General features: G+C 66.2%; 23 protein-coding genes. 12 read left to right on the forward strand and 11 right to left on the reverse strand.

All coding sequences use genetic code 11. The features are described 5' to 3' along the window. Positions 1-11 precede the first annotated feature (11 nt). From HPC46_RS13940 to HPC46_RS13970, 7 genes are all read left to right on the forward strand, one after another. The gene (locus HPC46_RS13940; RefSeq protein WP_179470727.1) at positions 12-1,982 is read left to right on the forward strand and encodes a dipeptide ABC transporter ATP-binding protein; all 1,971 of its coding nucleotides are present in this window, start codon (positions 12-14) and stop codon (positions 1,980-1,982) included. Positions 1,983-2,098: 116 nt separating this feature from the next. Beyond that, positions 2,099-3,409: an NtaA/DmoA family FMN-dependent monooxygenase gene (locus HPC46_RS13945; protein ID WP_179470729.1), complete on the forward strand. Its 1,311-nt coding sequence runs from the start codon at positions 2,099-2,101 to the stop codon at positions 3,407-3,409. 18 nt (positions 3,410-3,427) lie between these two features. Further along, complete coding sequence (locus tag HPC46_RS13950) at positions 3,428-4,744, forward strand: NtaA/DmoA family FMN-dependent monooxygenase (RefSeq protein ID WP_179470731.1); 1,317 nt, start codon at positions 3,428-3,430, stop codon at positions 4,742-4,744. A 28-nt stretch (positions 4,745-4,772) separates the two neighbouring features. Further along, positions 4,773-6,089, forward strand: a complete 1,317-nt coding sequence (locus HPC46_RS13955) for an NtaA/DmoA family FMN-dependent monooxygenase (protein WP_179470916.1) — start codon at positions 4,773-4,775, stop codon at positions 6,087-6,089. A 4-nt stretch (positions 6,090-6,093) separates the two neighbouring features. Next, a complete protein-coding gene (locus HPC46_RS13960) occupies positions 6,094-7,263 on the forward strand; it encodes an MFS transporter (RefSeq protein ID WP_179470733.1) in 1,170 nt (389 codons plus the stop codon). A 145-nt stretch (positions 7,264-7,408) separates the two neighbouring features. Then, on the forward strand, positions 7,409-8,293 hold the full coding sequence (locus tag HPC46_RS13965; protein ID WP_179470735.1) for an ABC transporter permease: 885 nt from the start codon (positions 7,409-7,411) through the stop codon (positions 8,291-8,293). Positions 8,294-8,311: 18 nt separating this feature from the next. After that, positions 8,312-9,307, forward strand: coding sequence for an ABC transporter permease (locus tag HPC46_RS13970; RefSeq protein WP_179470736.1), 996 nt, complete (start codon positions 8,312-8,314; stop codon positions 9,305-9,307). A gap of 12 nt (positions 9,308-9,319) precedes the next feature. Here the strand turns inward: HPC46_RS13970 and HPC46_RS13975 are convergent, their stop codons facing one another. After that, positions 9,320-10,081, reverse strand: coding sequence for a GntR family transcriptional regulator (locus HPC46_RS13975; protein ID WP_179470737.1), 762 nt, complete (start codon positions 10,079-10,081; stop codon positions 9,320-9,322). Positions 10,082-10,397: 316 nt separating this feature from the next. On the opposite strand from HPC46_RS13975, the gene HPC46_RS13980 reads away from it, so the two are divergent. Continuing rightward, positions 10,398-11,714 (forward strand): NtaA/DmoA family FMN-dependent monooxygenase, encoded by a 1,317-nt coding sequence (locus HPC46_RS13980; RefSeq protein WP_325096663.1) that lies wholly within the window; start codon positions 10,398-10,400, stop codon positions 11,712-11,714. A 9-nt stretch (positions 11,715-11,723) separates the two neighbouring features. On the opposite strand, the gene HPC46_RS13985 is transcribed toward HPC46_RS13980, so the two are convergent. The 4 genes from HPC46_RS13985 to HPC46_RS14000 all read right to left on the reverse strand — a co-directional run bounded on the left by HPC46_RS13985 (position 11,724) and on the right by HPC46_RS14000 (position 16,265). After that, positions 11,724-12,503: a GntR family transcriptional regulator gene (locus tag HPC46_RS13985; protein ID WP_179470739.1), complete on the reverse strand. Its 780-nt coding sequence runs from the start codon at positions 12,501-12,503 to the stop codon at positions 11,724-11,726. A gap of 98 nt (positions 12,504-12,601) precedes the next feature. Further along, positions 12,602-13,828, reverse strand: coding sequence for an MFS transporter (locus HPC46_RS13990; RefSeq protein WP_325096664.1), 1,227 nt, complete (start codon positions 13,826-13,828; stop codon positions 12,602-12,604). Continuing rightward, positions 13,825-14,967: a 3,4-dihydroxy-2-butanone-4-phosphate synthase gene (ribB, locus tag HPC46_RS13995; protein ID WP_179470741.1), complete on the reverse strand. Its 1,143-nt coding sequence runs from the start codon at positions 14,965-14,967 to the stop codon at positions 13,825-13,827. Before ribB ends, HPC46_RS13990 begins: the two co-directional genes overlap by 4 nt. Beyond that, positions 14,967-16,265, reverse strand: coding sequence for an NtaA/DmoA family FMN-dependent monooxygenase (locus HPC46_RS14000; RefSeq protein ID WP_179470743.1), 1,299 nt, complete (start codon positions 16,263-16,265; stop codon positions 14,967-14,969). Before HPC46_RS14000 ends, ribB begins: the two co-directional genes overlap by 1 nt. Positions 16,266-16,390: 125 nt before the next feature. Between HPC46_RS14000 and HPC46_RS14005 the strand changes: the two genes are divergently transcribed. Next, complete coding sequence (locus HPC46_RS14005) at positions 16,391-17,446, forward strand: Rv2578c family radical SAM protein (RefSeq protein ID WP_179470922.1); 1,056 nt, start codon at positions 16,391-16,393, stop codon at positions 17,444-17,446. Here HPC46_RS14005 and HPC46_RS14010 read toward each other — a convergent pair. The 4 genes from HPC46_RS14010 to HPC46_RS14025 form a co-directional block, all read right to left on the reverse strand. Continuing rightward, on the reverse strand, positions 17,427-18,686 hold the full coding sequence (locus HPC46_RS14010; RefSeq protein ID WP_179470745.1) for an acyl-CoA dehydrogenase family protein: 1,260 nt from the start codon (positions 18,684-18,686) through the stop codon (positions 17,427-17,429). The two genes, HPC46_RS14005 and HPC46_RS14010, sit on opposite strands and share 20 nt — an antisense overlap. Then, a complete protein-coding gene (locus tag HPC46_RS14015) occupies positions 18,683-19,822 on the reverse strand; it encodes an acyl-CoA dehydrogenase family protein (protein WP_179470747.1) in 1,140 nt (379 codons plus the stop codon). Before HPC46_RS14015 ends, HPC46_RS14010 begins: the two co-directional genes overlap by 4 nt. Beyond that, a complete protein-coding gene (locus tag HPC46_RS14020; RefSeq protein ID WP_179470749.1) occupies positions 19,819-21,048 on the reverse strand; it encodes an amidohydrolase family protein in 1,230 nt (409 codons plus the stop codon). The genes HPC46_RS14015 and HPC46_RS14020 overlap by 4 nt, the downstream gene beginning before the upstream one ends. Before the next feature lie 109 nt (positions 21,049-21,157). After that, complete coding sequence (locus HPC46_RS14025; protein WP_179470751.1) at positions 21,158-21,778, reverse strand: TetR/AcrR family transcriptional regulator; 621 nt, start codon at positions 21,776-21,778, stop codon at positions 21,158-21,160. 76 nt (positions 21,779-21,854) lie between these two features. Here HPC46_RS14025 and HPC46_RS14030 point away from each other — a divergent pair, with 76 nt between their 5' ends. Next, entirely contained in the window at positions 21,855-22,745 is an 891-nt protein-coding gene (locus HPC46_RS14030) for an acyl-CoA thioesterase (protein ID WP_179470753.1), read from the forward strand. Positions 22,746-22,749: 4 nt separating this feature from the next. Continuing rightward, positions 22,750-23,412 carry a DUF427 domain-containing protein gene (locus HPC46_RS14035; protein WP_179470755.1) on the forward strand — a complete coding sequence of 221 codons (663 nt, stop codon included), beginning with the start codon at positions 22,750-22,752 and terminating at the stop codon, positions 23,410-23,412. On the opposite strand, the gene ypfJ is transcribed toward HPC46_RS14035, so the two are convergent. Beyond that, a complete protein-coding gene (gene ypfJ, locus HPC46_RS14040) occupies positions 23,409-24,293 on the reverse strand; it encodes a KPN_02809 family neutral zinc metallopeptidase (RefSeq protein WP_179470756.1) in 885 nt (294 codons plus the stop codon). The two genes, HPC46_RS14035 and ypfJ, sit on opposite strands and share 4 nt — an antisense overlap. A gap of 71 nt (positions 24,294-24,364) precedes the next feature. Here ypfJ and HPC46_RS14045 point away from each other — a divergent pair, with 71 nt between their 5' ends. Next, complete coding sequence (locus HPC46_RS14045) at positions 24,365-25,879, forward strand: carboxylesterase/lipase family protein (protein ID WP_179470758.1); 1,515 nt, start codon at positions 24,365-24,367, stop codon at positions 25,877-25,879. On the opposite strand, the gene HPC46_RS14050 is transcribed toward HPC46_RS14045, so the two are convergent. Continuing rightward, on the reverse strand, positions 25,880-26,368 hold the full coding sequence (locus HPC46_RS14050) for an SRPBCC family protein (RefSeq protein ID WP_179470924.1): 489 nt from the start codon (positions 26,366-26,368) through the stop codon (positions 25,880-25,882). Positions 26,369-26,428: the final 60 nt, after the last annotated feature.

Below are 26,428 nucleotides of genomic sequence, written 5' to 3' on the forward strand. Positions count from 1 at the left end.
AGGTAGTGCCGATGACCACTGTCGACGATGTCACCGCCGCCGTGCCGCCGGATCTGCCCGTTGCGCCACGGGCACGGGTCAGCGATCTGTCCGTCACCTTCACCCGCCGCGGTGTTGCGGTCAACGCATTGCGCGGGGTGTCGATGGACATCCATGCCGGCGAGATCCTCGCTGTCGTGGGCGAGTCCGGATCCGGGAAGAGTGTGATGGGCTTGGCGCTGCTCGGACTGTTGGCAGCAGACCCGATGCCCACCATCACCGGCCGGGCCGAAGTCTGCGGTGTCGACATGGTGAGTGCGTCGGAGGCCCAGCGCCGCCAGGTTCGCAAACACCACCTGGGCGCAGTCTTCCAGGACCCGATGACCTCACTGAATCCCACCATGCGGGTCGGGCAGCAGGTCGTCGAGGTCGCCGGATCCAAGAAGGAGGCGCTGCATCTGCTCGACCTGGTCGGCGTGCCGGACCCGGGCCGGCGGATGAAGGCATTCCCGCACGAACTCTCCGGCGGCCTGCGCCAGCGCGTCATGATCGCGATGGCGGTCGCAGGCAAGCCGGATCTGGTGATCGCGGACGAACCGACCACCGCCCTCGACGTCACGGTCCAGGCTCAGGTCCTCGGCCTCATCCGCGACCTGTGTGACGAATTGGGTACCTCATTCATTCTGGTCACCCACGACATCGGCGTCGCGTCACAGGTCTGCGATCGGATCGCCGTCATGTATGGCGGCCGACTGGCCGAGGCGGGCCGGATGGACAGCGTGCTGCGTTCGCCGTCGCATCCCTACACGGTGGGACTTCTCAATGCACGCCTCGACCTCGACCTGCCGGTCGGGCGTGAGATCCCCGCTCTTCCCGGCGAACCGCCCGACCCGAGGGCCCACCCGGCGGGATGTGCATTCTCGCCGCGATGCCCGGCAGCGGCGGCGGATTGTCTTGCCGCCGTGCCGGTTCCCGGCCCGGCGCCCACCCACGACGGTGTGGTTGCCTGCGTGGTTCCCGACGCCACCACGGTAACGCGGGCCTTCACTGAACCGGTGCCGTTCCGGCCGATGGCCGAGGTGGACCAGACGCTGCCCGCGGTGCGCCTCAACGGTGTCACCAAGCAGTTCGACGTGCGCCGGGGCCTGTTCGGCAAGGACACCTTGCACGCGCTGCGCAACGTGACGCTGGACATTGCAGCGGGGGAGTCGGTGGCGGTGGTCGGAGAGTCCGGTTCGGGCAAGTCCACGCTGTTGCGGGTCGTGGCGGGACTGATGCAACCGGAGACCGGCAACGTGGAACACTTCGGCGGTCAGCCACAGATGGTGTTCCAGGACGCTGGTGCCTCGCTCACCCCGTGGCTGACGGTCGGGGAGATCGTCGGGGAACGGCTGATCGGCACGATGCGGCGATCACAACGGCGCCAAAAGGTAGACGAAGCGCTGCGCCAGGTGGGATTGGCCCCAGACGTCGCCGGTATCAAGGCGGGTCTGCTCTCGGGTGGTCAGCGGCAGCGGGTGGCCTTCGCCAGGGCCGTGATCGTGCCGCCGAAGCTGTTGTTGTGCGACGAGCCGACTTCGGCGTTGGATGCCTCGCTGGCGGCGTCGGTGTTGAATCTGTTACAGGACTTGCGACGTGAACTGGGCATGGCGGTGATGTTCGTGACACACGACCTGGCGGCGGCCCGGTTCATCTCCGATCGCACGGCCGTGATGTATCTCGGCCAGATTGTGGAACTAGGGCCGACATCGGACGTCATCAAGGCGCCCAAACATCCCTACACTCAAGCACTGTTGGCGGCGATCCCGTCACCGGGGATCGCGCCGGTCCGGCTCCCCGGTGAGCCGGCCAGCCCGCTCGCCGTGCCGTCGGGATGTTCCTTCCACCCGCGCTGCCCGCAGGCAATTGACCGGTGTCACAACGAAAGTCCGGTTCTCTACTCGGTGGACCACGCCAGCCCGCGGTTGGCGGCTTGTCTGCTGACCCAGATCGAACCGGACTGACGGCAGCGCCACGAACCGTGACCGAAAGGTGGCGCAATGAAGCCGCCACGTTGTCGCAGTCGCCAGGACATCGCAGTCCGGTCTGATGTGCATCAACACAATCTCCAGGAGCAACGATGGCCAAAAAGTTCCATCTGGGCTGGTTCATGAATTTCATTCCGCCGGAATGGGATACTGCCTGGGCGTCACCGGATGTGGCGCGTTGGCCCAACGGCCGGTTTCACGTCGACATGGCTCGGGCGATGGAGCGGGCGTGTTTCGATTTCATGATGATCGAGGACACCGTGATGGTGGCCGATGCCTACGGCGGCACCATGGAAGGCTCGCTGAAGAACTCGGTGTTCGCGCCCAAGCATGATCCGGTCCCGCTGGCGGTTCTGGTGGCAGCCATGACAAGTCGGATGGGTGTGGTGGCGACGATGTCGACGTCGTTTTATCCGCCGTATCTGTTGGCGCGGTTGGCCTCGACGGTGGATTCGATTGCGGAGGGTCGGTTCGGGTGGAACATCGTGTCGTCGGCTGAGGATCGGGCGGCGCAGAATTTCGGTCTTGATGGGCTGCCCGAGCACGACGAGCGTTACAACGTTGCCGATGAGTATTACGACTTGGTGTGTGAGTTGTGGGATTCCTGGGATGCCGACGCGGTGGTGATGGATCGCGAGTCGCATACGTATGCCGATTTCAAGAAGGTTCGTACGGTCGATTTCGTCGGCAAGTATTTCAAGTCCCGCGGGCCGTTGAACACGGTGCCCTCACCGCAGCACAAGCCCACCATCCTGCAGGCGGGCGCCTCGCCGCGGGGACGCGCTTTCGCCGCCCGTGCCGCGGACGCCATAATCGCCGTGGGCACCGGAATTGCCGGCATGAAGGAATATCGGGACGACATCCGGGCCAGAGCAGCAGCAGCCGGACGTAACCCCGACGACATCAAACTGTTCTTCGTGGTGTCCCCGACCGTGGCGGCCACTGAGGCCGAAGCGCGCAGCGCGCAAAGGCGATTCGGTGACAACGACAGATTCGTCGAGAAAGCTCTGGTCGGGATCTCGTCGAACACCGAGATCGACTTCAAGCAGTTCGATCTTGACCAGCCGCTGCCGGAGGGATTGACCACCAATGGTGAGCGCGGCTCACTGGAACACTTCATGCGCGGTGATGGCACACCCGGCCCCAAGACTCTGCGCCAATTAGCCGTTGCGGCAGCCTCATTCGGGATGGAGTTCGTTGGAACCCCCACGCAGGTCGCAGACCAGATGGAGCAGGCGATGACCGATATCGGCGGTGACGGGTTCCTGATCCATCGACGCGGCCTGACCCGGCACTACATCGAGTCGATTTGCGACGGACTGGTGCCGGAATTGCAACGCCGGGGTCTGACCCGGACCCACTACACCAAAACGACACTGCGCGAAACCCTTCGCGAGTTCTGACACGATCGGGAGGATCGGATGGCTGCGAAACTCCATCTGGGCTGGTTCATGAACTTCGCACCGCCGGACTGGGAGTCATCGTGGGCCTCCCCGGATGCCGGGGACTGGCCCAACGGCCGGTTTTACGTGGAGATAGCTCGGGCGATGGAGCGGGCGTGTTTCGATTTCATGATGATCGAGGACACCGTGATGGTGGCCGACGCGTACGGCGGAACCATGGAAGGTTCGTTGAAGAACGCCGTGTTCGCGCCCAAGCACGACCCGGTTCCGCTGGCGGTGCTGGTGGCCGCAAACACCTCGAAACTCGGTGTGGTGGCGACGATGTCGACGTCGTTTTATCCGCCGTATCTGTTGGCGCGGCTGTGCTCGACGGTGGATTCGATTGCCGAGGGTCGGTTCGGGTGGAACATCGTGTCCTCGGCTGAGGATCGGGCGGCGCAGAATTTCGGGTTGGAAGCGCTGCCCGAGCACGACGAGCGTTACAACGTCGCCGAGGAGTACTTCGACGTGGTCAACCGGTTGTGGGACTCCTGGGAGGCCGACGCCGTCGTGATGGACCGCGACACCCACACCTACGCCGATTACACCAAGGTCCACACCGTCGACTTCGACGGGAAGTACTTCCGGTCGCGCGGCCCGTTGAACACGGTTCCCTCGCCCCAGCACCGCCCGACTTTCCTGCAGGCCGGTGCGTCCCCGCGGGGCCGGCAATTCGCGGCGGGCGCCGCGGATGCGATCATCGCGGTCGGCACCGGGGTAGAGGGCATGCGCTCCTACCGCGACGACGTGCGGGCCCGGGCCAAGGCGGCCGGACGCAACCCTGACGACATCAAGCTGATGTTTGTGGTCTCTCCGGTCATCGGCGCTACCGAGGAGGAGGCCAGGGCCAAGCTGGCCCGCTTCTCCGACGCTCCCAATTACGAGGAGAAGGCTCTGGTCGGGATCTCGTCGAACACCGAGATCGATTTCCAGCAGTTCGATCTCGACCAGCCACTGCCCGAAGGCCTGACGACCAACGGCGAGCGCGGCTCGCTCGAGCACTTCATGCGCGGCAACGGCGAACCAGGCCCGAAGACGCTGCGTCAGCTGGTCCACGAACGGGCCAGCCGCGGACTGGAACTCGTCGGCACCGCCGAGCAGGTTGCCGACAAGATGGGCGAAGCGATGGAGTTCATCGGCGGCGACGGCTTCCTGATCAGCCGAGGCGCACGCGACCTGTCCTGGGAATACCTCACCGAGGTGTGTGACGGCCTGGTGCCCGCGCTGCAGCGCCGCGGCCTGATGCGCACCGAATACACCACAACCACCCTGCGCGAGACCCTTCGCGAATTCTGAGCAGGTGATCGAAAAACAGGAGGACGGCATGCCCGCAAAGTTTCACCTCGGTTGGTTCATGAATTTCATTCCGCCGGAGTGGGATACCGATGACGCCTCGCCGGATGCGCACAAGTGGCCCAACGGGCAGTTCTACGTCGACATGGCGCGCAGCATGGAGCGCGCCTGTTTCGACCTCATCATGATCGAGGACACCGTGATGGTGGCCGACGCCTACGGCGGCACCATGGAAGGGGCGTTGAGACATTCGGCGTTCGCGCCCAAGCACGACCCGGTTCCGCTGGCCGTTCTCATCGCAGCCAACACCGCGAAAATGGGTGTGGTGGCGACGATGTCGACGTCGTTTTATCCGCCGTATCTGTTGGCGCGGCTGTGCTCGACGGTGGATTCGATTGCCGGGGGTCGGTTCGGGTGGAACATCGTGTCGTCGGCTGAGGATCGGGCGGCGCAGAATTTCGGGTTGGAGGGGTTGCCTGAGCATGACGAGCGTTACAACGTCGCCGAGGAGTACTTCGACGTCGTCAATCAGTTGTGGGACTCCTGGGACTCCGACGCCGTCGTGATGGACCGGGAGACACACACCTATGCCGATTACCGGAAGGTCCGCACCATCGACTTCGTGGGGAAGTACTTCCGGTCGCGCGGGCCGTTGAACACCGTTCCCTCCCCGCAACATCGGCCGGCATTCCTGCAGGCCGGCGCGTCGCCGCGCGGGCGGGCGTTCGCCGCGGGCGCCGCCGATGCGATCGTCGCGGTGGGTACCGGAACCGAAGGGATGAAGGAGTATCGAGATGACATCCGGGCCAGAGCCGCTGCGGCAGGACGCAATCCCGATGACGTCAAACTGTTGTTCGTGGTATCGCCCACTGTCGCCGCCACCGAAACCGAGGCGTGGGCCAAGGTACAGCGGGTCCTCGAACACCCGTCCTATATCGAGAAGTCATTGGTCAACATCTCGTCGAACACCGAAATCGATTTCAAACAGTTCGATCTCGATGAGCCGCTGCCGGAGGGCCTGACCACCAACGGCGAGCGCGGCTCGCTGGAGTACTTCATGCGCGGCGACGGTTCTCCCGACCCCAAGACACTTCGTGAGCTCGTTCTGCATCGCGCCAAGCGTGGCCTGGAACTGGTCGGCACTCCAGCGCAGGTCGCGCAGAAGATGGGGGAGGCGATGGAAGAGGTTGGCGGGGACGGCTTTCTGATCGCCAAACCGGGCTGGGACGTGTCGCGGGCCTACATCACCGACATCTGTGACGGCCTGGTGCCCGAATTGCAGCGACTCGGGCTGACGCGCACCGAGTACACCGCCTCGACCTTGCGCGGCACGCTTCGCGAGTTCTGAGACGGTGCCCGGCACCGTAGCACCGTGGCGCCATGGGCTGACCATGATCCTGGTGGGCTTCGTGTTGGCCATGACGGCGCCGATCGAGCTGCTCTATGCGATCCGGCTTGGTCTGTCCACCGTCGAGGTGACGGCGTTCATCGTCGTCTCGGCAGTGGGCATGATCGCCGTCGACGTGCTGGGAACCCATGCCGTCACCCGCATCGACGCCCGCACGCTGCTGGTCGCCGGCCTGGTGCTGTTCGCGGCGAGTGAAGCGGCGTTCGCCGCCTCCGCGGGTGTGGCGGGCTTGTTGGGGGCGCGGATCCTGCAGAGCGGCTCGGGGGCCGCGATCGCCGGGGCAACCCTGCAGACGGCGGTTCGAACCGGTCGGCAGCCGCACCGCGTGCTCGGCACCAATCAGGGGTTGCAGTTGTTGGGCGCGGCCGTCGGCGCCCCGGTGGGTGGCGTGCTGGCCGGCCTGCTCGCCGGGCTGGCCGGGTACCGGTTGAGCTTTCTGTTCTGCGCCGGCGCCAGTGTGATGGTGGCTCTTGCCGCGCGGGTGCTGTTGCCCCGGCTGCCGGCACAGACCACCGGCCGGCCGCGGATCGGCCTGCCCGATCTCACCATCGCCCCGGTGCTGCGATTTGCGTTGGCGCTGGGGTTGTTCGGCAACTATCTGCGCAGCGGCATCGAGAACACCGCGCTGCCACTGGTCGGAAATGACAATGGGATGTCCTCGGCGACAATTGGATTGGCTTTGGGGGTGCTCTCGGCCGTCGAGATCGTTGTGCTGGCCCGCTCCGGTCGGATCTTCGAGTCTGTCGCGCCGGCCCGCTGCCTGGCCATTGCGCTTTCGCTGGGCATTGCCGCGGTGACACTCCTTGCCACCACGCACAGTCCGCCGTTCTTCTTCGGGGCGGCCGCGGTGTTCGGCGTCGTTGACGGTATTGCACTGTCGGCGCCGCCGGTGCTCGTCGTTGCGCTGAGCCCCAACGCGGCGAGCGGCGTTGCGACGTATCGAATCGCCTGCGGGATCGGTTCATTCGTGGGGGCCGGAAGCGTCAACATGCTGATCGCCGTGCTGGGTTCGATGGCTGGTCTGCTGGCGGTCGCAGTGACGTTGGGCGCCGGTGTCATCCTCGCCCGCAGCACGGGACGGCGCGTCGGCACCGCCGCGGCGTCATCGCCGTGACCTAGCGCACGACCGATGCGGGTTCGACACCGGACGAAACGTGGAACCGATGGCGCGCAATACCGTCGCAACCTGACAGTACTGCTGTTGACACCGGTGGCATGTGCACTCGAATCGGCATCATTCTTCTTCGCCAGGAGGTCCCATGGCCATCGCACAACCCTATGTTCCGGGCGCTCTGCTGCCACTTCCCGCGCGGGGCAGAGTCGTCCTGGCCCTCGACAACTATTTCCGAGGTACCTCGGTGGCGAGTTGGATCGCCTTCGGGGCACTCGCGGCGATGTTCCTGATCGCCATCTTCGCGCGGGTGATCGCCCCGTTCGATCCGTTGGTGCCGGTCGGCAAGCCGATGACGGCGCCGAGTGCCGACAACTGGATGGGTACCGACACGGTCGGGCGCGACGTACTGTCGCGGGTTCTGGTCGGCATGTCCAGCAGTTGGTGGGGCGCGCTGGCCGTGGTGGCGTCCGGCGTGGTGCTGGGGGGCGCGATCGGGCTGATCGCCGGTGCGGTCGGTGGATTCGTCGACAGCATGCTGATGCGCATGACCGATGTGTTCCTGGCATTGCCGGGACCGATCCTGGCGATCGCGGTGGTCGCGGCGATGGGGCCGTCGTACGTTCACACCCTGATCGGCGTGGCGATCGTGTGGTGGCCGCTCTACACCAGAATCGTGCGTGCGGAGGTACGCCGGCTGCGTGCCTCACCACACATGGAGGCGGCTCGGATCGCCGGGGCCAGTTGGCGGCGGCGGCTGACCCGGCACCTGCTGCCGGGTGCCATCCCGGTCACCATCGTCACCGCCAGCCTGGACATCTCGGCGCTGATCCTGTTGTTGTCCGGCCTGTCGTTCCTCGGACTTGGCGCACCGCAGCCCGCTCCTGAACTGGGCGCAATGAGCGCCCAAGGTTTGACGCATGTCTTCACGGCGTGGTGGATCCCCATCTTCCCGGCCGTCGGTGTTGCGCTTATCGCCATCGTCAGCAACTTCGCCGGTGACGCACTGCGCGACCGGATACGGGATCGCTGAGCGGGAAAGGACACTGCCATGTTGCTCACCCTCAGCAGGCGTTCCCTCGGTGCCATCCCCGTGCTGCTCGCGCTGGTCGCCGTGGTGTTCACGCTACAAAAGGTCGCCCCCATCGACCCGGTCGTGGCACTGATCGGAGACAAAGCACCACCCCAGGTCTATGCCGCCGCCCGCGCGAAACTCGGCCTGGACGATCCGCTGCCGGTGCAGCTGTTCAACTATCTGGCCCGCGCGCTGCAGGGTGATCTCGGCATCTCCACTGTCACCCGAACTCCGGTGGCGGACAACATCGTCAAGTTTCTGCCGGTCACGCTGGAACTCATCTTCGTGGCCTGCGTACTTGTGGCGGTGATCGGCCTGTTGCTCGGCCTGGCCACCGCCCAGGGCTGGCGCGGCTCGGGTGTACTGCGGGTGGTGATGATCTCGGGCGCGTCCATACCGGTGTTTCTGGCCTGCCTGTTGGCCATGCTCGTCTTCTACCGCTGGCTGGGTGTCCTGCCGGTGACCGGGCAGACCGCCGCATATGACGCGCCGAAAGGCCCGACGCACTTCCTGCTCATCGACAGTCTGATCGCCGGCCGCCCGGCGCTGTTCCTCGACGTCCTCAAACACCTCATCCTGCCGGCGTTGTGTATTGCGATCGTGCCTGCGGTCGCTGTCGGCCGCGTATTGCGCAGCAGCCTGGAAGGAACCATGCGCTCGGAGTACACCCGCACCGCACGAGCCAAGGGACTGACCGAGAAGCGCATTCTGATCCGGCATGCACTGCGCAACGCGGTCGGTCCCGTGCTGGCGATGATGGGTCTGCAGCTGGCGGCGATGATCGGCAACAGCATCCTGGTGGAGATGATCTTCGCCCGGCCCGGCATCGGCCTCTTCATCTCGCAGGCCATCTACAAGGGCGACTTCAACACCATCGCCGGCGTCACCCTGGTGATCGGCATGTTGTATGTCCTGGTCAACATCGCCGTCGACGTCCTGCAGGCGGCCGCTGACCCACGTATCGCGGTCTGAGCTGAGCGCCAGTCAGGCGGGGCGGCGGGCGCAGGCCGTGAATGCGATTCGGTCACTACGCATCCGGAACTGCGACAGGGCGCGGGCCTGACCGGTGTCGTCTTCGAGAATGTCCTCGAGGAACAGCATCGGCGCCCCGACCTCCAGGCCGATCAGCGCTGCGCACTGCTCGTCGGCAGCGATCGCGCCGATTGTGGTGCGGCTGCGTGCAACTCGGACATTCAGATGATGCTCCAGATACAGAATCGGATCGGGCTCACTGATGTCGGCCGCGTGCGGTGCGTCGGGTTGCTGGGCCAGGTAGCAGACGACGATGCCCAGCGGCTGCAACTCCTGCAGCAGTAGAGACTCGACCATGAGCACTGTCCAGTCCGGTGGCAGCTTCAGCCGTTCTCCGACGATGCGCAGACTGCCGAGGGTGCGGTATTCGAGGGTCTTCAATTGGGTGTCAATGGTTGTGTCACCACCGAATTCGGCGACCGGTGAGAGGTTGTTGATGCGCAGCATCAACGATTTCGCCGAGCGGGTGCCGCGCTTCGGGCTCCTGGTGACCAGCCCGTCCCTGGCAAGCTGCTGCAGCACGGCCCGCACTGTGTTGCGGCTCGCCGACAGCGCGTCGATCAGATCGCCTTCGGCGAGCGAGAGATCGGCCGGCCCGTTCTGCAGGGTGGAGCGCAGTAGGTCGTAGTTGCGCCGAAGGGAATTGTTGAGGCGGTCGGGGGTTCGCCGATTCCGTTGATACACCGTCTCGGGCCGCACGGGTCGGGGCCTCACCGCGCACCCCCGGCGGTGCAGAACTCGCGAAGGTCGGTCATCACGAAAAGCCTCCTCATCCATCGAGTAAACCGATGGTTTCGGAATAACAACGCCGTGTTTCCGCGGCGCGCCACATCGGAGTCAGCCGCTTTACGCGGGTCGAAACCTGCTGTGATGCTGCGCACGCAGCGGTATTGTCGCCCCCTCGGCGATGATTTCGCCGCGGTAACCAAACGGAGTGCCGCGCAATGGGGGATTTCGGTGAATGTCATCGATCGATGACCGGCCCCGGATTGACTGGGCTGCAACGAGAGTCGACCGAGGAGGCCTAAACGTGGACGCCGACCGCAGAATGCATCTGGCCTGGTTTCTCGGGGACGGTTTCGGAGTCCACGACTGGAACAGCCCCTGGCGGGGAACCGCAGCAACGGAGTGGATGACCGGCGAGTTCTACGTGGACTTCATCCGGGCACTCGAGCGGGCTCGCTTCGACTACCTCATCATCGAGGATTCCGCCTATGTTCCCGACGGGTATGAGAAGTCGACGCGGTACTACCTGCAGAATGCACGGTCGGTGCCCAAGCACGATCCGGCTGTGTTGGCGACGCTGATGCTCGGGGCCACCCGGCACATCGGTGTGGTTCCGACGCTGGCGGTGACCGAGTACCAGCCATACCTGCTCGCCCGGCTGGTCTCGACGCTCGACAACGTATCAGGCGGGCGGGCCGGATGGAACATCGTCACCGGCAGCTCGGATCGGGCCGCCCAAAACTATGGCAAGCCCACTCAACCGGCACACGACCTGCGTTACGAGATCGCCCAGGAGATGACCGACGCCGTGCGCGCACTGTGGTCGTCGTGGGATGCGGATTCGATTGTCGCCGAGCTGGAATCGGGAATCTTCGCCGACCATCAGAAGGTGCGCCCGGTGGATTTCGAGGGTCGGTTCTTCCGGACCCGCGGCCCGCTGAACACCGCCCCTCCGCCGCAGGGGCGGCCCGCGCTGATCCAGGCCGGCGGTTCCCCGGCCGGCCGGGCGTTCGCGGCCCGTAACGCCGACAGCATCATCGCCGCCGCCACGTCCGTGGAGGAGATGAAGGAATACCGCGACGATGTCCGCAGCCGGGCGGAGGCGGCCGGACGCGACCCCGACGAGGTCAAGGTGCTGTTCTTGTGTACGCCGTTTCTGGGCGAGACCCGCGCCGAGGCGGTCGACCGCAAGAAGCGGCATGATGACGAACTGTGGGCGCGACCCGAGATCGGGCTTGCCGGACTCGGTTTCATCACCGACATCGACTTCTCGCCCTATGACGTCGACACCCCACTGGCCGAACTCGCGACATCGTTCACGACCAACGGCCACCAGAGTTCACTGGCCGCGCGGCTGGGCGACCCATGCCGCACACTGCGCGAGGTGGCGACGCAACCACATGCGATTGAACCGGTGGGCACCCCTGAGGAGGTCGCTGCCGAACTCGGGGCGATGATCGGTGCCGTCGGCGGAGACGGAGTGCTGTTCTACGTCGGTCCGCTCAACCGGCGTGTGGTGGCCGAGATCACCGACGGCTTGGTTCCCGAACTGCAGCGGCAAGGGCTGTCCCGCTTGAGCTACGACTCGCCGTTCCTGCGGGGCAACCTGACAACTTTCTGACCGCGGGTATCACGCGGTGCGGCGGGCGACGGCCGAGAAGGCCACCCGATCGGCCCTCAGCCGCAGCTGCGACAACGCGCGAGGCTGGCCGTGCTCGTCTTCGATGACGTCCTCCAGCCAGATGACTGGGGCGCCAACGTCGATACCGACCAGTTCCGCGGTCTGCCGATCGGCGGCGATCGCACCGACGGTGGTCTGACTGTCACCGATCCGTATCCCGATCTGATGCTCCAGAACGTGGATGACGTCGGACTTGTCGACGTCGATGTGTGCGGACTGCTCCTCGGTGACGGCGATGTAGTTGACCGACAGGCCCAGCGGCTGGCCGTCCTCGAGCAACAGGCTCTCGATCATCAGCACGGTCCAGTCGGCCGGCAGCCGCAGCCTGTCGCGCACTATCGGCGGACACCCCAGCGACCGCGACTCCAGCGTTCGCGCCTGCACCGGGGTCAACCGGTCGATGGGAAGTACCAGCGCTCCGGTGGCTTTCGTTCCGTTCTTCGGCTCTCGGGTCACCAGGCCCTCCCGGGCGAGTTGCTGCAGCACCGTGCGAATCGTGCTGCGGCTTGCCGAAAGTGCCTCGGTGAGTTCGCTTTCCACCAACGGACGATCGCGGTCACCGGTGGTGACCAGCGTGGAACGCAGCAGGTCGTAGGTGCGCCGGGGTGAATTGTTCAACCGGTCGGGACTTTGGCGCTGACGTTGGTAGCGGACCTCCGGGCGGACGTAGCCCGCGGCGTGGAAGCGGGGCTGAAAACTACCGTACGGTGCTTGATCGCCTGGTCTCACGGTCGGTGCTCCTTTCCCAAGGATCGGGGACCAAAGTCCCTTGCCTACCATGAGACCATCTGATTGTTAACTGAGGCCGCGTGGGCGCGACGTCTGGGTTACGTCGGTGTCACTCGTCTTCCGACTCGGTGCGCCAGCTGCGCACTGGCCAGCAAGATGATGGCTACCAGCGCGAAAAGCGCTGTGATGCCGATCATGCCGGCCAGCACGGCACAGCCGACGCTGCCGATCAGAATGCCGATGCCCGCCGAGATCCGGAATTTTGCCAGTCCCGCCGACGAATCCCCGACTTGAGCGACCACCAGTGCTGGCAGGCTGGCGGTGGCCCCTGCCAGTGACACGCCGAACAGGGCGGATGCGACCAGGTAGGCCGGCACCCCGGGCATCAGCGCCAGTGCGACGGCGCACCCGGTCCCGAGGATGAACGACATGATCAGCACACTCACCACCCCGGTCGACCGGATGACCCGGTACGCCAGGAACAGCACCGCGATCTCCACACCCGACATCAGGGCGATCGCCAGCGCGATGGTGATCGTGGAGTACTCGCGGGCGGCACCCGTGATCGGCAGCGCGGTGAAAAGAACTCCACCGCGCAGGAATTCACCGCTCATCGCCAGAACCAAGGCGGCGGCGCCGCCGGCTGTCCGATCGAACCGCGGGAGGCCGATACGAGGTGGCGCCAGTCCCAGGGGAGCATCGAGGGCGGGCAGTACCACCACCAGAGCGGCGGCGACACTGAGCGCCAGGGCGCCGGTGGCGGCGAAGGCGATCTGATAGCCGACCCGTCCGTCGATGACACCGGCGATCAGCAATCCAACCGGCGAACCGACAGCCCCGCCGAAGAGGAATGCTGCGTTGAACCGGCCCACCGAGCGGACCACATCCTCCGATGGCGCCACGCTCGTCCCGTACGCGTCGCCGCCGAGCTGCGGCAATGGCGGCCGAACACGTACGGCTGCTTGTAATCCCGCACCGAGTACGATACCGCCGCCGCAGCCTTGCAGAATGCGAGAGGTCATCAGCACGATTCCCTCCGAGGCAAACCCGATGCCGATGCACGCCACGCCGAACAATGCCAGCCCCGCGGTCAATGCCACCCGCGCGTCCAGGCCCGGCACGAACCTGGTGCCGAACACGTCGACAAGGATCACTCCGATCGCTGCGGACAGCATGAATATGCCTATATAAGAGCTACTTTCGGAGTAACTGCGAATGAAGAGGACTTCCAGCGGGGCGGTCAGGCTCATGGTCACACCTGCGGCGGCCATCAGCGGCAGGAACCAGCGCGAGCCATTGCGCCGGGGAACCGGGCAGCGGGTCACCGAACAGTCGAGTTTTCGACCGCCGCCAACGGCACCCCGGGCAGCGGATTGGTCCCGACCAGTTCCAGGCCGAAGGCCTCCAAGCCGATTCGCTTCACGGGGTTATTGGTCAGGAGTCGCATCCGGCGTACCCCGAGATCGGCGAGTATCTGGGCGCCGACACCGTAGTCTCGCTCGTCCAGCACGTCGGCGTCGTGCAGTCGGTGGGACCGTCGATGGCTGCTCCGTAGGTAGACGACAACCCCTCGGCCTCTGGCGGCGATCGCCTTCATCGACCCGTGGAGCATCGGGGCACAACTGCAGCCTGCCGACTTGAAGACGTTGCCGGTCACGCACTCTGAGTGGACCCGTACCAGCGTCGGCCCGCCATCGCCGGCGGCCGGTTCGCCCATGACCAACGCAATGTGTTCGCGCCCGTCGAGGACCGAGAGGAATCCGTGCGCCGTGAAGACCCCGTGCTCGGTGGGCAACCGGCTGGAAGCCTTCATCTCGACGAGACGTTCGGTGCGTCGGCGATAGGCGATCAGCTCCGACATGCTGACGACCGGCAGGCCGTTGTCGGCGGCGAAGCGCCACAGTCGATCTCCCCGCGCGGCCATGCCCGCGTCATCGACAACCTCACCGATGACGGCGACTGGCGGCAACCCGGCCATCCGGGCGAGGTCGACGGCAGCCTCGGTGTGCCCGGCCCGGCGCAGGACACCGCCGTCGACCGCGCGCAACGGAAACACGTACCCGGGCCTGGTGAGATCACCCGGTCGGGTATCCGGGTCGGCAAGCAGGGCGATGGTCCGGCTGCGATCCGCAGCGGACACCCCGGTGCTGATGCCGGTGCGCGCGTTGACCGAGACGGCGTAACCCGCGCCCCTCGGATCCTCGTTCACCGCCACCATCGGCGGCAGGCGCAACCGGTCGAGATCTGCAGAAAGCATTGGTACGCAGAGTATTCCACCGGTATTGCGCATCATGAACGCGACGCGTTCAGGTGTGGCGTGGGCGGCCGCCACCAGCAGATCCCCGTCGTCGTCGGGGTCGTCGGCGTCGACGACCACCGCCATCCCGCCAGCCCGCAAGGCGGCGATCGCGGCCTCGACGGAGACGTCTGGGTCACAGCCGTTGTCGGCGGCGGCGCAGGTCATCAGAACTCGCGCAGGTGGTCGCGCAGCATCGTGGTCGTGTACTCACTGCGAGTCAGGCCGCGCTTCTGAAGCTCGGGGATCAGCCCGTCGGTGATCTCGGTGACGTAACGCCGGTTGAGGCGCATCACCGGGCTGGTGATCAGATAGCCGTCGCCACCCACCTCGTCCATCAGCTCGGCCATCTGGTCGGCGACCTCGGCGGGGGTACCGATGAACGGGATGTTGGCGGTCATACCGCTGCCGGTGACGATCTGGCGCAACGTCTTTCCCTTGCCGCGGGCCAGGAAACTCTCCAACGCACCCCGTTCGCCGTTCGTGGTCACCGCGGGTACCGGCTGGTCGAGGTCGAACTGGGAGAAGTCGATCTCGGTGATCGAGGAGATCTCGGCGAGCATGTACTCGATGTAGAGCGGGTCGTTGAACCAGCGCTCCCGCTTGGCGAGTGCCTCCTCGTGGGTGTCGGCGACGATCGGGGAGACCAGGTAGAGCACCTTGCAGTGCGACGGATCGCGACCATTGGCCTTCATCCGCGCGTGGATGTCGTCGCGGTAGGCCTTCATCGCCTCGGCGCCGTTGGAGGGCGCGACGATGGTGTCGGCGTGCTGGGCGGCCAGCTCGCGGCCTGGCGGCGAGGCGCCGGCCTGCGCGATCGTCGGGCGATACTGCGGGGACGGCGCGGTGTTGAGCGGTCCCCGGCTCTTGTAATACTTGCCCTCGAAGTCGATGGTGTGGACCTTCTTGTGGTTGGCGTAGGTGCCGGTCATGTGGTCACGCTCGATGGCGTCGGGCTCCCATGACTCCCACAGCTTGCTGACCAGTTCCAGGTACTCACTGGCCATCGCATAACGCTCGTCGTGTTCGTAGAGTTTGTCCATCCCGAAGTTCTGCGCGGCCCGGTCCTCCCCGGAGGTGACGACATTCCAGCCGAAGCGGCCGCGGGCGATGTGATCGACGGTGCTGCACAGCCGGGCCAGCAGGAACGGCGGGTAGAAGCTGGTGGACATCGTCGGGATCACGCCGAGTCGGGTGGTCGCATTGGCCATCAGGATCGCCAGCGGCACCGGGTCGTGCTTCGGGTTGACACCGTGTTTGAGGTCGGCTTCCATGGTGCCGCCGTAGGCGGTGGAGACCATCAGCTTGTCCTCGATCAACACATAATCGAATTTCGCCCGCTCCAGGTCTTTCGCCATCTCGACGTAGAAGTCGCCGGTGAAGTCACGGCCCCCGTCACCCCAGTTGCCGTTCCACTCGTCGGCGACGAAATTGAGGAACCACCCCAGGTGGAACTTCTCGGTCACGAGCTCTCCTTCCGCTGTTGACCTCAAGAGAAGCGGGACGGCGTTACTCAGCGGTGTCCTGGGCGTAGCACGCGCATTGCGCGATGCGCATTGACAGATCATCGAACGTGCGTTCGAATAGACGGGTGCGGTGGAGCGGCCAGGGGATAGCGGTCGACGACGGTGCGTTGCCCGGCCTGGAGCGCATCGGGCTGGTGCGCAGTGTGCGCACGCCACAGTTCGACGGGATCACCTTTCACGAAGTGCTGTGCAAGTCAGCGCTGAACAAGATCCCGGCCGCCGCGATGCTGCCGTTCCGGTTCACCGTCAACGGTTATCGCGGTTGCTCGCATGCCTGCCGGTACTGCTTCGCCCGGCCCACCCACGAATACCTGGAGTTCGATCCGGGCGAGGATTTCGACAGCCAGATCGTGGTGAAGACCAACATCGTCGACGTGCTCCGCCGCGAGCTGGGCCGCCCGTCGTGGCGCCGGGAGACGGTGGCCCTGGGCACCAATACCGACCCCTATCAACGGGCCGAGGGGCGCTATGAGTTGATGCCGGGCATCATCACCGCACTGGCGGCTTCGGGCACACCACTGTCGATCTTGACCAAGGGCACGCTGTTGCGCCGGGATCTGGATCTGATTGCCGATGTGGCACAACAGGTTCCGGTGTCGGTGGCGATCTCCCTTGCCGTCGGCGATGCCGATCTGCATCGTGCCGTCGAACCGGGAACCCCGTCACCGCAGGCACGGCTCGGGTTGATCGCCGCGGTGCGTGACGCCGGGCTGGACTGTCACGTCATGGTTGCGCCCGTGCTGCCGCACCTGACCGACTCGACGGAAGATCTGGACAGACTGCTCGGCCTGATCGCCGAGGCGGGTGCCACGTCCGTCACGGTGTTCGGCCTGCACCTGCGCAGTTCGACGCGCGGGTGGTTCATGACGTGGCTGGCGCGTTCGCATCCCGAACTCGTCGCGCCGTACCGGCAGCTGTACCGCCGCGGGGCCTACCTGCCTGCTGACTATCGCGACATGCTGCGTGAGCGGGTCGCACCCCTGATCGACAAGCACGGCCTGGCCCGCGACCACCGGCAATTCACCCCGGTAGCCTCGCCGGTCGTCGTACCGGAGCCGCAGCCGACTTTGTTCGATGTCGCGCCCGAGGCGCTCCGGCCTTCTAGCCGCCCCCGCGCTTGACCTGATTGAACGGCACACCCTTGTCGGCGGCCAGTTCGCGCGGGAACCCGAGGATACGTTCGCCGATCACATTGCGGGCCATCTCGCTGCTGCCGCCGCCCAGCGATCCGGTCTGCCGCGACAGATACCGCACCCCGATGTCGAGGAGGCCGGACAGGTCCCCGCCCTCGTCGACCACACCGGCGGTGCCGGCGATCGCGAGCGCGGTGTCGACTTCGAGTTCGGTGGTCTCGGCATGGAACAACCGGATCAGCGTGCCGGCGTTCGGGGGCAGCGAGCCGTTGCCGATGGCGGTCCCGACGTGATGGATCAGCTGTTCCTTGACGATCCGCCGCACCAGCGCGCGACCGGCCAGACTCTGCACCGCCGGGTCGTCACCCTGTCCGGTGCGCTCGGCCAGCGTGACGTGATCCGGTGGCATCTCCTCGGCGTTCTCCGCACCGGTTCCGCTGGCGAATTCCGATCCGCCGCCGACCGCGCGGCGTTCGTGATGCAGCTGACGGGAGGCCACTTCCCAGCCCTTGTTGACCTCGCCGACCACGGCGTCGTCACCGAGCTCGAGGCCGTCGAAGAACTCCTCACAGAATTCCTCGTTGCCGTTGACCTCTTTGATCCGCCGCATGGTGATGCCGGGGGAGTTCAGCGGCACCAGGAACATGGTCAGGCCTTCGTGTTTGGGCACTGTCCAGTCGGTGCGGGCCAGCATCAGCCCGTAGTCGGCGGCGAAAGCGCTTGTGCTCCAAGTCTTTGCGCCGTTGACGACCCATTTGTCGCCAACGCGGTCGGCGCGGGTGATGACGCCGGCCAGATCAGAGCCGCCGCTGGGCTCGCTCAGCAGCTGGCAGAGCACCTCGTCGCCGCGGATGGCAGCCGAAATACGTTCGCGCTTCTGGGCTTCGGTGCCCATGTCCAGGATCGTCGCCGCACAGATCGTCAGCGATGGCGTATTGAGGATCAGTGGCATCTCATAGCCGCGGCACTCGGCGTTGAATGCCTGCTGATACGCGTGGTCCAGACCCAGCCCGCCGTATTCGCGGGGGAAGCAGATACCGGCGAAACCGCCCTCGTACAAGCGCTTTTGCAGTTCCTGTGCGCGGTCCCACGAGGGTTGTTCGGCGCGCACCGAGAACGGCGGGTGGTCGGGGTCGATGGGCGGCATATTCGCCGCCAGCCAGGTACGGGCCCTGGCGGCGAACTCGGCGACCGATTCGGTGGACGTGGAGATGACAGTCTCGGTCATGCCGAAGCCTCCTGTCGTGCAGTCTTGGCGCTCAACGCGTACACCGCGCGGTGGTGGTCCTCGGGTGAACCGTAGAGCGCGCGGTAGAGCTCGGTGCGGCGCAGGAACAAGTGCAGATCGTGCTCCCACGTGACGCCGATCCCGCCGTGCAGTTGCACGCAATCCTGCAGCATCACCGGCGCCCGTTCGGCCACATAAGCTTTGGCGACGCTGACCAGTTTGGCGGCGTCATCCGAACGGTCGGACACCGCGGCCACCGCGCCCGCGGTGGTCGCCCGGCACGCCTCGAACCACATCTTCATATCGGCGAGCCGATGCTTGAGCGCCTGATAGGACGCCAGCGGCCTGCCGAAACTGTGGCGGTCGAACATCCACTGCGTCGTCATGGCCAGCACGGTCTCCAGAATTCCGACGATTTCGGCGCACTGCAGCACCAACGCGACCTGGCGCTGCCGCTCGATGATCGCCGGTGTTTGCGCGGCGTCGCCGACCGCGGCAGCCTCGTCGACCTGGGCGCCGTTGAATTCCACTCGGGCATAACGCTTCACCATGTCGACCGAGCGCTGTTCGGTGACTTCTGCGAGGTCGGCGGGGACCAGGAACTGGCGAGGACTGCCCTCGAGATCGGCGACCACGAGGAAGACACCCGCCTCGGCGCCCGCCTCGACACGGTCCTTCACCCCGTCGATGCGGTAGCCGGAATCGGTACGCGTGGCCGTCGCCGTCGGCTGCAGCGGGGACAGCGGCCGGCGCGGCTCGTAGACCGCCCACGATGCCACCAGCTCGCCGGACACCAGCGCCTCGATGGTGTCCTCATGACCGTCGGGCGCCTCGACCAGACCCGCGAGCACGACGCTGACCGGATGCAGCGGACCCGGTGCCACGCTGTGCCCGATCTGTTCGGCCACCAGCGCGAGGTCGGCCAAGCCATTGCCCGAGACACTGCCGCCGCCAAGCTCTTCGGGGACCAGCAAGCTGGCCCAGCCGAGCTCGGCCGCGCGCTGCCACCACGCGGTGTCGAACGACGTATCCGCTGCGTGCAGCTCGCGCACCGTGCTCAGCGACGCTTCCTTCTCCAGAAACGCCTGGGTCGTCGACACGAACAACAGCTGTTCGGGGGAGGAGACATCGCTCATGCGATGACGAGCGCGGGCACGTCGGGCTTGTGGACCGACACGTTGGGCACCTTGAACAGGTCGACCAGGTTGCCGCCCATCACCTTTCGCTGACCTTCTTCGTCCAGGCCCTGGGCGACGAGATCGTCGACCAGGTTGATCGGGTTGGCCAGCCCCTCGGGGTGCGGCCAGTCCGAACCGAAGATGATGCGGTCGATGCCACACAGCTCGGCCATCTTCTTGAAGTCGTCCTCCCAGAACGGCGCCACGTAGACACCCCGGCGGAACGCCTCGATGGGATCCTCCGGGAATTCCTGCGGCATCTTCGAGTACACGTCTTTGAACTGGTAGAAGAGGTAGGGCACCCAGGACGCGCCGTTCTCGATGGACAGGATGCGCAGATCCGGGTTGCGGGTCAGCGCGCCGTGGCACACCAGGGCGGCCATGGTGTCCTCGATGGGCCGCTTGCCCATCGCGACCATCCGGAACGACGTGGGCTTGAACGGCAGAAACTCGTCGGCGGGCTCCCAGTCGTTGAGGTACTCGGCGTAGCCGCTGTCCGAGGCGTGCATACAGACCGGGATACCGGCCTTCACACACGCATCCCAGAACGGGTCGAACTCGGGCAGGCCCATGGAGCGGGAGCCGCGGAAGCCGGCAACCGGCGCCGGCCGCACCAGCACGGTCTTGGCGCCGCGCTCCAGGCACCATTCGAGCTCCTCGAGCGCGCGGTCGACGATGCTGAGGTTGATCACCGGCGTGGAGAAGATCCGGCCCTCGTAATTGAACTGCCAGGTCTCGTACATCCACTGGTTGAGCGCGTGGACGATGTCCAAGATCAGCTCGGGATCGTCCTTCAGCCGCTCCTCGACCAGGCTGGCCAGCGTCGGGAACATGATCGTGTAGTCAAGGCCGAGACCGTCGAGTACCTCGAGGCGTGCCTCGGGGTTGCGGAAGGCGGGAATGGCCTTCATCGGCTTACCCATCACCTCGCGGTAGCTCTTGCCGCCGCTGCCGTGCCGGAAGTATTCCTCCTGGGCGCCGGGGCGGGCGACGACCTCGAAGGTGGGGTTCGGGATGTAGTCGCTGATGTGGTTGCGCACCACGATCTTGGTGCGGCCCTTGACGTCGATGTAGTCGATGACGCCCTTCCGGTTGTCCGGCAGGAATTGCGTCAGCGCTTCCTGGGGCTCGTAGAAGTGGTTGTCGGCGTCGAATACCGGATAGGGAAGCTCGCGCGAGGGCATGGTCGCCTCCAGAGAGTCTGAATTAATGGGCTAACGGTAATGACGTTACCACGTAGCCGGCGTGGTACACACATCGGCGACAAAAGACGGATTTAGCTGCGGAAACGGGTCAGGGCAGCAGGCCGCGGACGCAGAAGTCGTAAATGTGCTTCGCGTCGATCGGGATACCGTTGAGTTCGGCGCCCAGGCTGCGTAGCCGCATCGCGCCGAGGACCGCCTGCATGATGAGCGCGGCGGTGGTCTGGGACTGCAGGTCGGGCCGGAAGGTGCCCTCGTCTTTGCCGCGTTCGAGGATCTCGCCGATCAACTGATGCAGCGGCGAGAGCACCCGGGAGTACTCCGTGGGCAGGGTCTCGGCGAGGTGGTCGTTGTAATAGGTCAGACCGCGGTTGATGCTGTCCTGCTTGGTGGTTTCGGCGGGCGTGCAGATCCGCTCGATCAGCAGGCGCATCGCCTCGGCCGCGGGCAGGCCGTCGGTTTCCTTCCGCCATTGCTTGGTGGATTCGGCCATGATCTTGTCGATCAGCGCCAGCAGCAGCTCGTCTTTGGTGGTGAAGTGCTGGTAGAAGGACCGCAGCGAGGTCTTCGAGCGTTCGACGACTTCCAGCACGGTGAAGTCGGTGCGGCCGGTCTCGGCCAGGATCGACAGGGCTGACCGCATGAAGCGGCTCTCCCGGGAGTCCGGATCGGCGCTCGGCGCCTCGGGCGATCGTTGGTTGGCCTTGGCCATCGGGTCAGCTTATCGGTCGGGTTACAGTGACGAGAATGACGTTACCGTCTTGGAACACGACGAGGTGAGGGAACACATGGCTTCGAATTCCGGGGACGCCGCCGAGAACCACTGGACGGTGCCGCGCCTGCTCGATCTGTTCGACGTCCAGGCCGAGGGGCAGGACCGCTTCATCGCCCCGACCGGTATCGCCGACGCCGACGAACGGCAAGTCGTCGAGGGCACCCAGGTGCTCGCCCAGGTGATCGTCGCGGCGGCAAAGCGCTTCGAGGGTAAGTCGATTCGCTCGGTCCACAGTGTGTTCGCCCGGGCGGTGCTGGTCGGCCCGCCGGTGGTTCTCGAGATCGACGTCGTCGCCGAAGGGCGCTCCACCGCGTCGGCGGTCATCACCGCCTCGCAGAACGGCAAGCGCTGCATGACGTTCACGGTGCTCGCCGACGTGCCTACTCCCGACGTGATCCGCCACCATCTGCCGCGCCCGGAGGTGGCCGGGCCGGACCAGGCCAATGTCTGCGAAATGCCCATGACGGGACGGCAGGTCAAGCTCGTCGACGTCGTCGACATCAACAGCCCCGACGAGGTCGGTCCGCCCGAGGTCTACGCCTGGCTGCACTACGAGCCCATCCCCGCCCGCGACGACCTGGCCAAGGCTCTGATCGCCTACTTCACCGGGCATCTGGGGATCTCGACGACCATGCGCGCACACGCAGGCATCGGCACCGCACAGTCGCACCTCACCGTGTCCACCGCGCCGATGACGGTCACGGTGAGCTTCCACGAACCGGTCGCGTGGAGCGGGTGGCTGCTCTACACCCACGAGAGCACCCAGGTCGGTGCGGGCATGTCCTACATCCGCGGGGCGATCCACACCGAGGAAGGCGAGTTGATCGCGTCGTTCACCCAGGATGCGTTGATCCGCCCGCTGCGCGTCACCGACAACGCGATCGCCGCCGAAGCCCGGATCTAGCGCGATGAGCTTGGTCGCCGGCCGCGGCCCACTCGGTCCGGATCGGGCCGGCTGGTTCTGTCCGCCGGTGGCCGGCCCGATCGTCTACGTCGAGCCGCATCCGCGCCGGGTGCAGGCGGTGCGCGACGGCCGGCCGGTCATCGACACCGAGAACGCGCTGATGGTTCACCGGGCCGGCGCGCCGCTGAGCTATGTCTTCCCGGCGGGTGAAACAGCCGATCTGCCAACCGAACCCGAAGAAGCCGCGCCCGGGTATGTGCGGGTGCCGTGGGATGCCGTCGACGCCTGGGTGGAGGAGGGGCGCACGCTCGTGCACTATCCGCCCAACCCCTACCACCGCGTCGACTGCCGGCCGACCCGGCGACGACTGCGGGTCGCGGTGGCGGGAGAGGTGGTGGTGGACACCGACGACACCGTCATCGTGTTCGAGACCGCCTTGGCGCCAAGGCTTTACGTCGCGCACACGCACGTCCGTACTGATCTGCTGCGCCGGACGGACACGGCGAGCTACTGCAATTACAAGGGGTACGCCACCTACTGGGCCGCCGGTGATGTCGAGGACGTGGCGTGGAGCTACGACCACCCGTTGCCCGAAACCCAGCCCATCAAGGGCTATTTCAGCTTCGACGCCGATCGCTGCGAAATGAGCGCCGAGCTTCCCGGCTAGCCCAGATCGCGGGCCTTGAACGTGTCGCACTGCTTGGGGTCACCGGTCTGGTAGCCGGTGGTGAACCATTTCTGGCGCTCGGCCGCTGACCCGTGGGTCCATACTTCGGGATTCACCCGTCCCGTCGCCTGCTTCTGGATCCGGTCGTCGCCCACCGAGGCCGCCGCCGAAAGCGCATCGGCAATGTCCTTATCGGTCAGCGGCTTCAGATAAGTGACGTCGGTGCCGGGCTGCTTGGTGATCGCGGCGTAGTGCGCCCACACCCCGGCGTAACAGTCGGCCTGCAATTCGGTGCGGACACCACCCCCGCCGGCGCCCTGCGCGCCTGCGCCCTGCGCTCGGCCGAGCACGCCGAGCAGGTCCTGCACGTGATGGCCGTACTCGTGGGCCACCACGTACTCCTGCGCCAATGGTCCACCGCTGGAACCGAATTGGTCCTTGAGCACCTGGAAGAAGTCGGTGTCGAAGTAGGCGGTCTGGTCTGCCGGGCAGTAGAACGGCCCCATGTCGCTGGACGCGGCCCCGCAGCCGGTGTTGACGTTGTTCTTGAACAGCATCATCTTCGGGCGGGTGTAGCCCCTGAGTAGGTTCTCCCACACGCCGTCGACGGAGTTGCCGGTGGCCACCACCCGGCACTCGACGTACTCGTTGGCGTCGGCGCCGGTCCGGCACTTGCTCAGGTCATAGCCGGACTGCTCGGCACCGGGCGGAAGGGCAGGCTGCTGGCTGATCACCTGGCCCGGGTCGACACCGAGGAACACCGCCAGCAGCACCACAACCAGACCGCCAAGACCACCGCCGATCGCGATGCCGCGACCGCGGCCGCCGCCACCGGTAGAGGTGGTACTCGTGTCGATCTGCATACCCTCGTTGAAGGTCATCATGGCTCCTCGAGATCGACACCCCAGGCAGACGTCCCGCCCCGTTCACTTTGCCACACTACGATTTAGCCGTGACCGTCGTCGCGGATCCGTCGACCGTGGTGTACACATCCAGTGGCGCCGTGCGCGGTGCCACCGAGCACGGTGTGCGGGTCTGGCGCGGCATTCCCTACGCCGAACAACCCATCGGGGAGCGCCGGTTCCTGGCGCCCACCCCGGCGCGGCCGTGGTCGGGCGTGCGGGACGCCATCGAGTACGGACCGGTGCCGCCGCAGGGCCGCTCGTTCGTCGGTGGCGGACGTGACGACCCGAAGATCCGCGACGAAGCCTGTCTGACGCTGACGGTGTGGGCCCCCAGCCCTAATCCCGAGTCGCTGCGCTCCTGCCCGCCGGCCACAACGACGCCGTTGCCGGTCATGGTCTGGATCCCCGGCGGCGCCTTCGTCTACGGCGCCGGGCAGTTGCAGCTCTACAACGGCTCGCGGCTGGCCGCCAACGGCCACGTCGTGGTCGTCAACGTCACCTACCGCCTCGGGGTGTTCGGCGGATTCGAGCTCGGTGATCTCGGCGCCGGATTCGACAACAACCTATGCCTGCGTGACCAGATCGCCGCATTGCGCTGGGTGCAGGACAACATCGCCGCGTTCGGCGGAGACCCGCAGCGCGTCACCATCTTCGGGGAATCGGCCGGGGCCACGTCGGTGCTGGCGCTGCTGGCCAGCCCGGCCGGTGAGGGATTGTTCGCCCGCGCGATCGCGCAGAGCCCGGCGCTGCCGCTGATCGCCGACCGCGCCACCCGGGCCCGGCGCGCACACGAATTCGTCGATGTCGTCGGCTCCGATCCCGCGGCCTTTCCGGTCCTGCCGCAGCGGGTGCTGCGCCGCGCGGCAGGCGAGATCCAGCGCCGCAGCGTCGCGACCAGTCCGACGCTGGCCTACGGGCTCACCTACGGGGTGGACCTGTTGCCGCGGCACCCGATCGAGGCGGCCCGGGCCGGTGAGGTCAACCCCGTCCCGCTGATCGTCGGCACGAACAGCCACGAGGCGTCGATGTTCGCCTGGTCCAAACCGCCGATGCTGCCGACCACGCGCGAAAGCATCGACGCCTACTTCGACCGGGTGGCGCCCGATGCCCGGGACCGGGTGCTCGCCGGTTACCCCGACTACCCGCGCCGGCGAGCGCAGATCGCCGTGGGCTCCGATGTGATGTTCGGGGCGCCCACGTGGGCGTTCGCCGACGCCTACAGCGCGCACGCGACCACCCACGTCTACCGGTTCGACCACACCACCTGGACCCTGCGGATGCTCGGGCTCGGCGCCACCCACGGCAGCGAGATCGTGCACATCCAGCACAGCTACGGCTCCTATCTGGGCCGCAAGCTGCACCCGCTGGGCCGTCGCGTGCAGCCCGCGGTGGGCCGCCGGATGCAGCGCACCTGGCTGGATTTCGCCACTCACGGCGCACTCGACAACTGGCCGCGCTACGACTCCGCGCGCCGGCCCACCCGCGTCATCCGGTCGGCCCGCGACGTCTCGATCGACGACCCCGACGAGCAGCGCCGCCAGGCGTGGGCCGGGCTGTATTAGTCAGGTGTAGTGCTTGTCGGTGTAGCGCTTCAGGTTGGCCAGGAACCATTTGAACGACAGGTTCATCACCGGTCCGCCGAGAACCAGTCCCCATCGGGCCGGCCCGGTGGCCTTCTGCGCCAGCGTCCACGTCAGCCGGCAGCCGCCGGGCGTCTCCACCACGGTGTACTCCTCGGCGAATGCGGCCACTACCTTGTTCGAGCAGGTGTTGAATCGAAACGCCATGTAGGTGAACGGCTCCCAGGCCAGGAATTCCTCGTCGCCGACCAGCCCGCCGAGCATGTCGACGGTGCGGGTGGTGCCGACGCCGTAGGGTTTGGGGCTGGTCCAGGTGACCTTGGTGATGACCTTCGCCCACTGCGGCCAGGACCCGGCGTCGGCGAGGACGTCGAACAGCTGCTCGGGCGTGATGGCCAGGTCCACGCTGTTGGAGAACCGGAACGGCGCGCTGGCGATCCAGTTCAGGTCGACGCGCTCGCAGGGATACATCGTGGTCATCGGGGCTACCTCCGTGGGGGACCATACACCGACGTGGCGAATGTCTCGTCG

It is taken from the genome of Mycolicibacterium vinylchloridicum (genome assembly GCF_013404075.1).
In the GTDB taxonomy this organism is placed as follows: domain Bacteria; phylum Actinomycetota; class Actinomycetes; order Mycobacteriales; family Mycobacteriaceae; genus Mycobacterium; species Mycobacterium vinylchloridicum.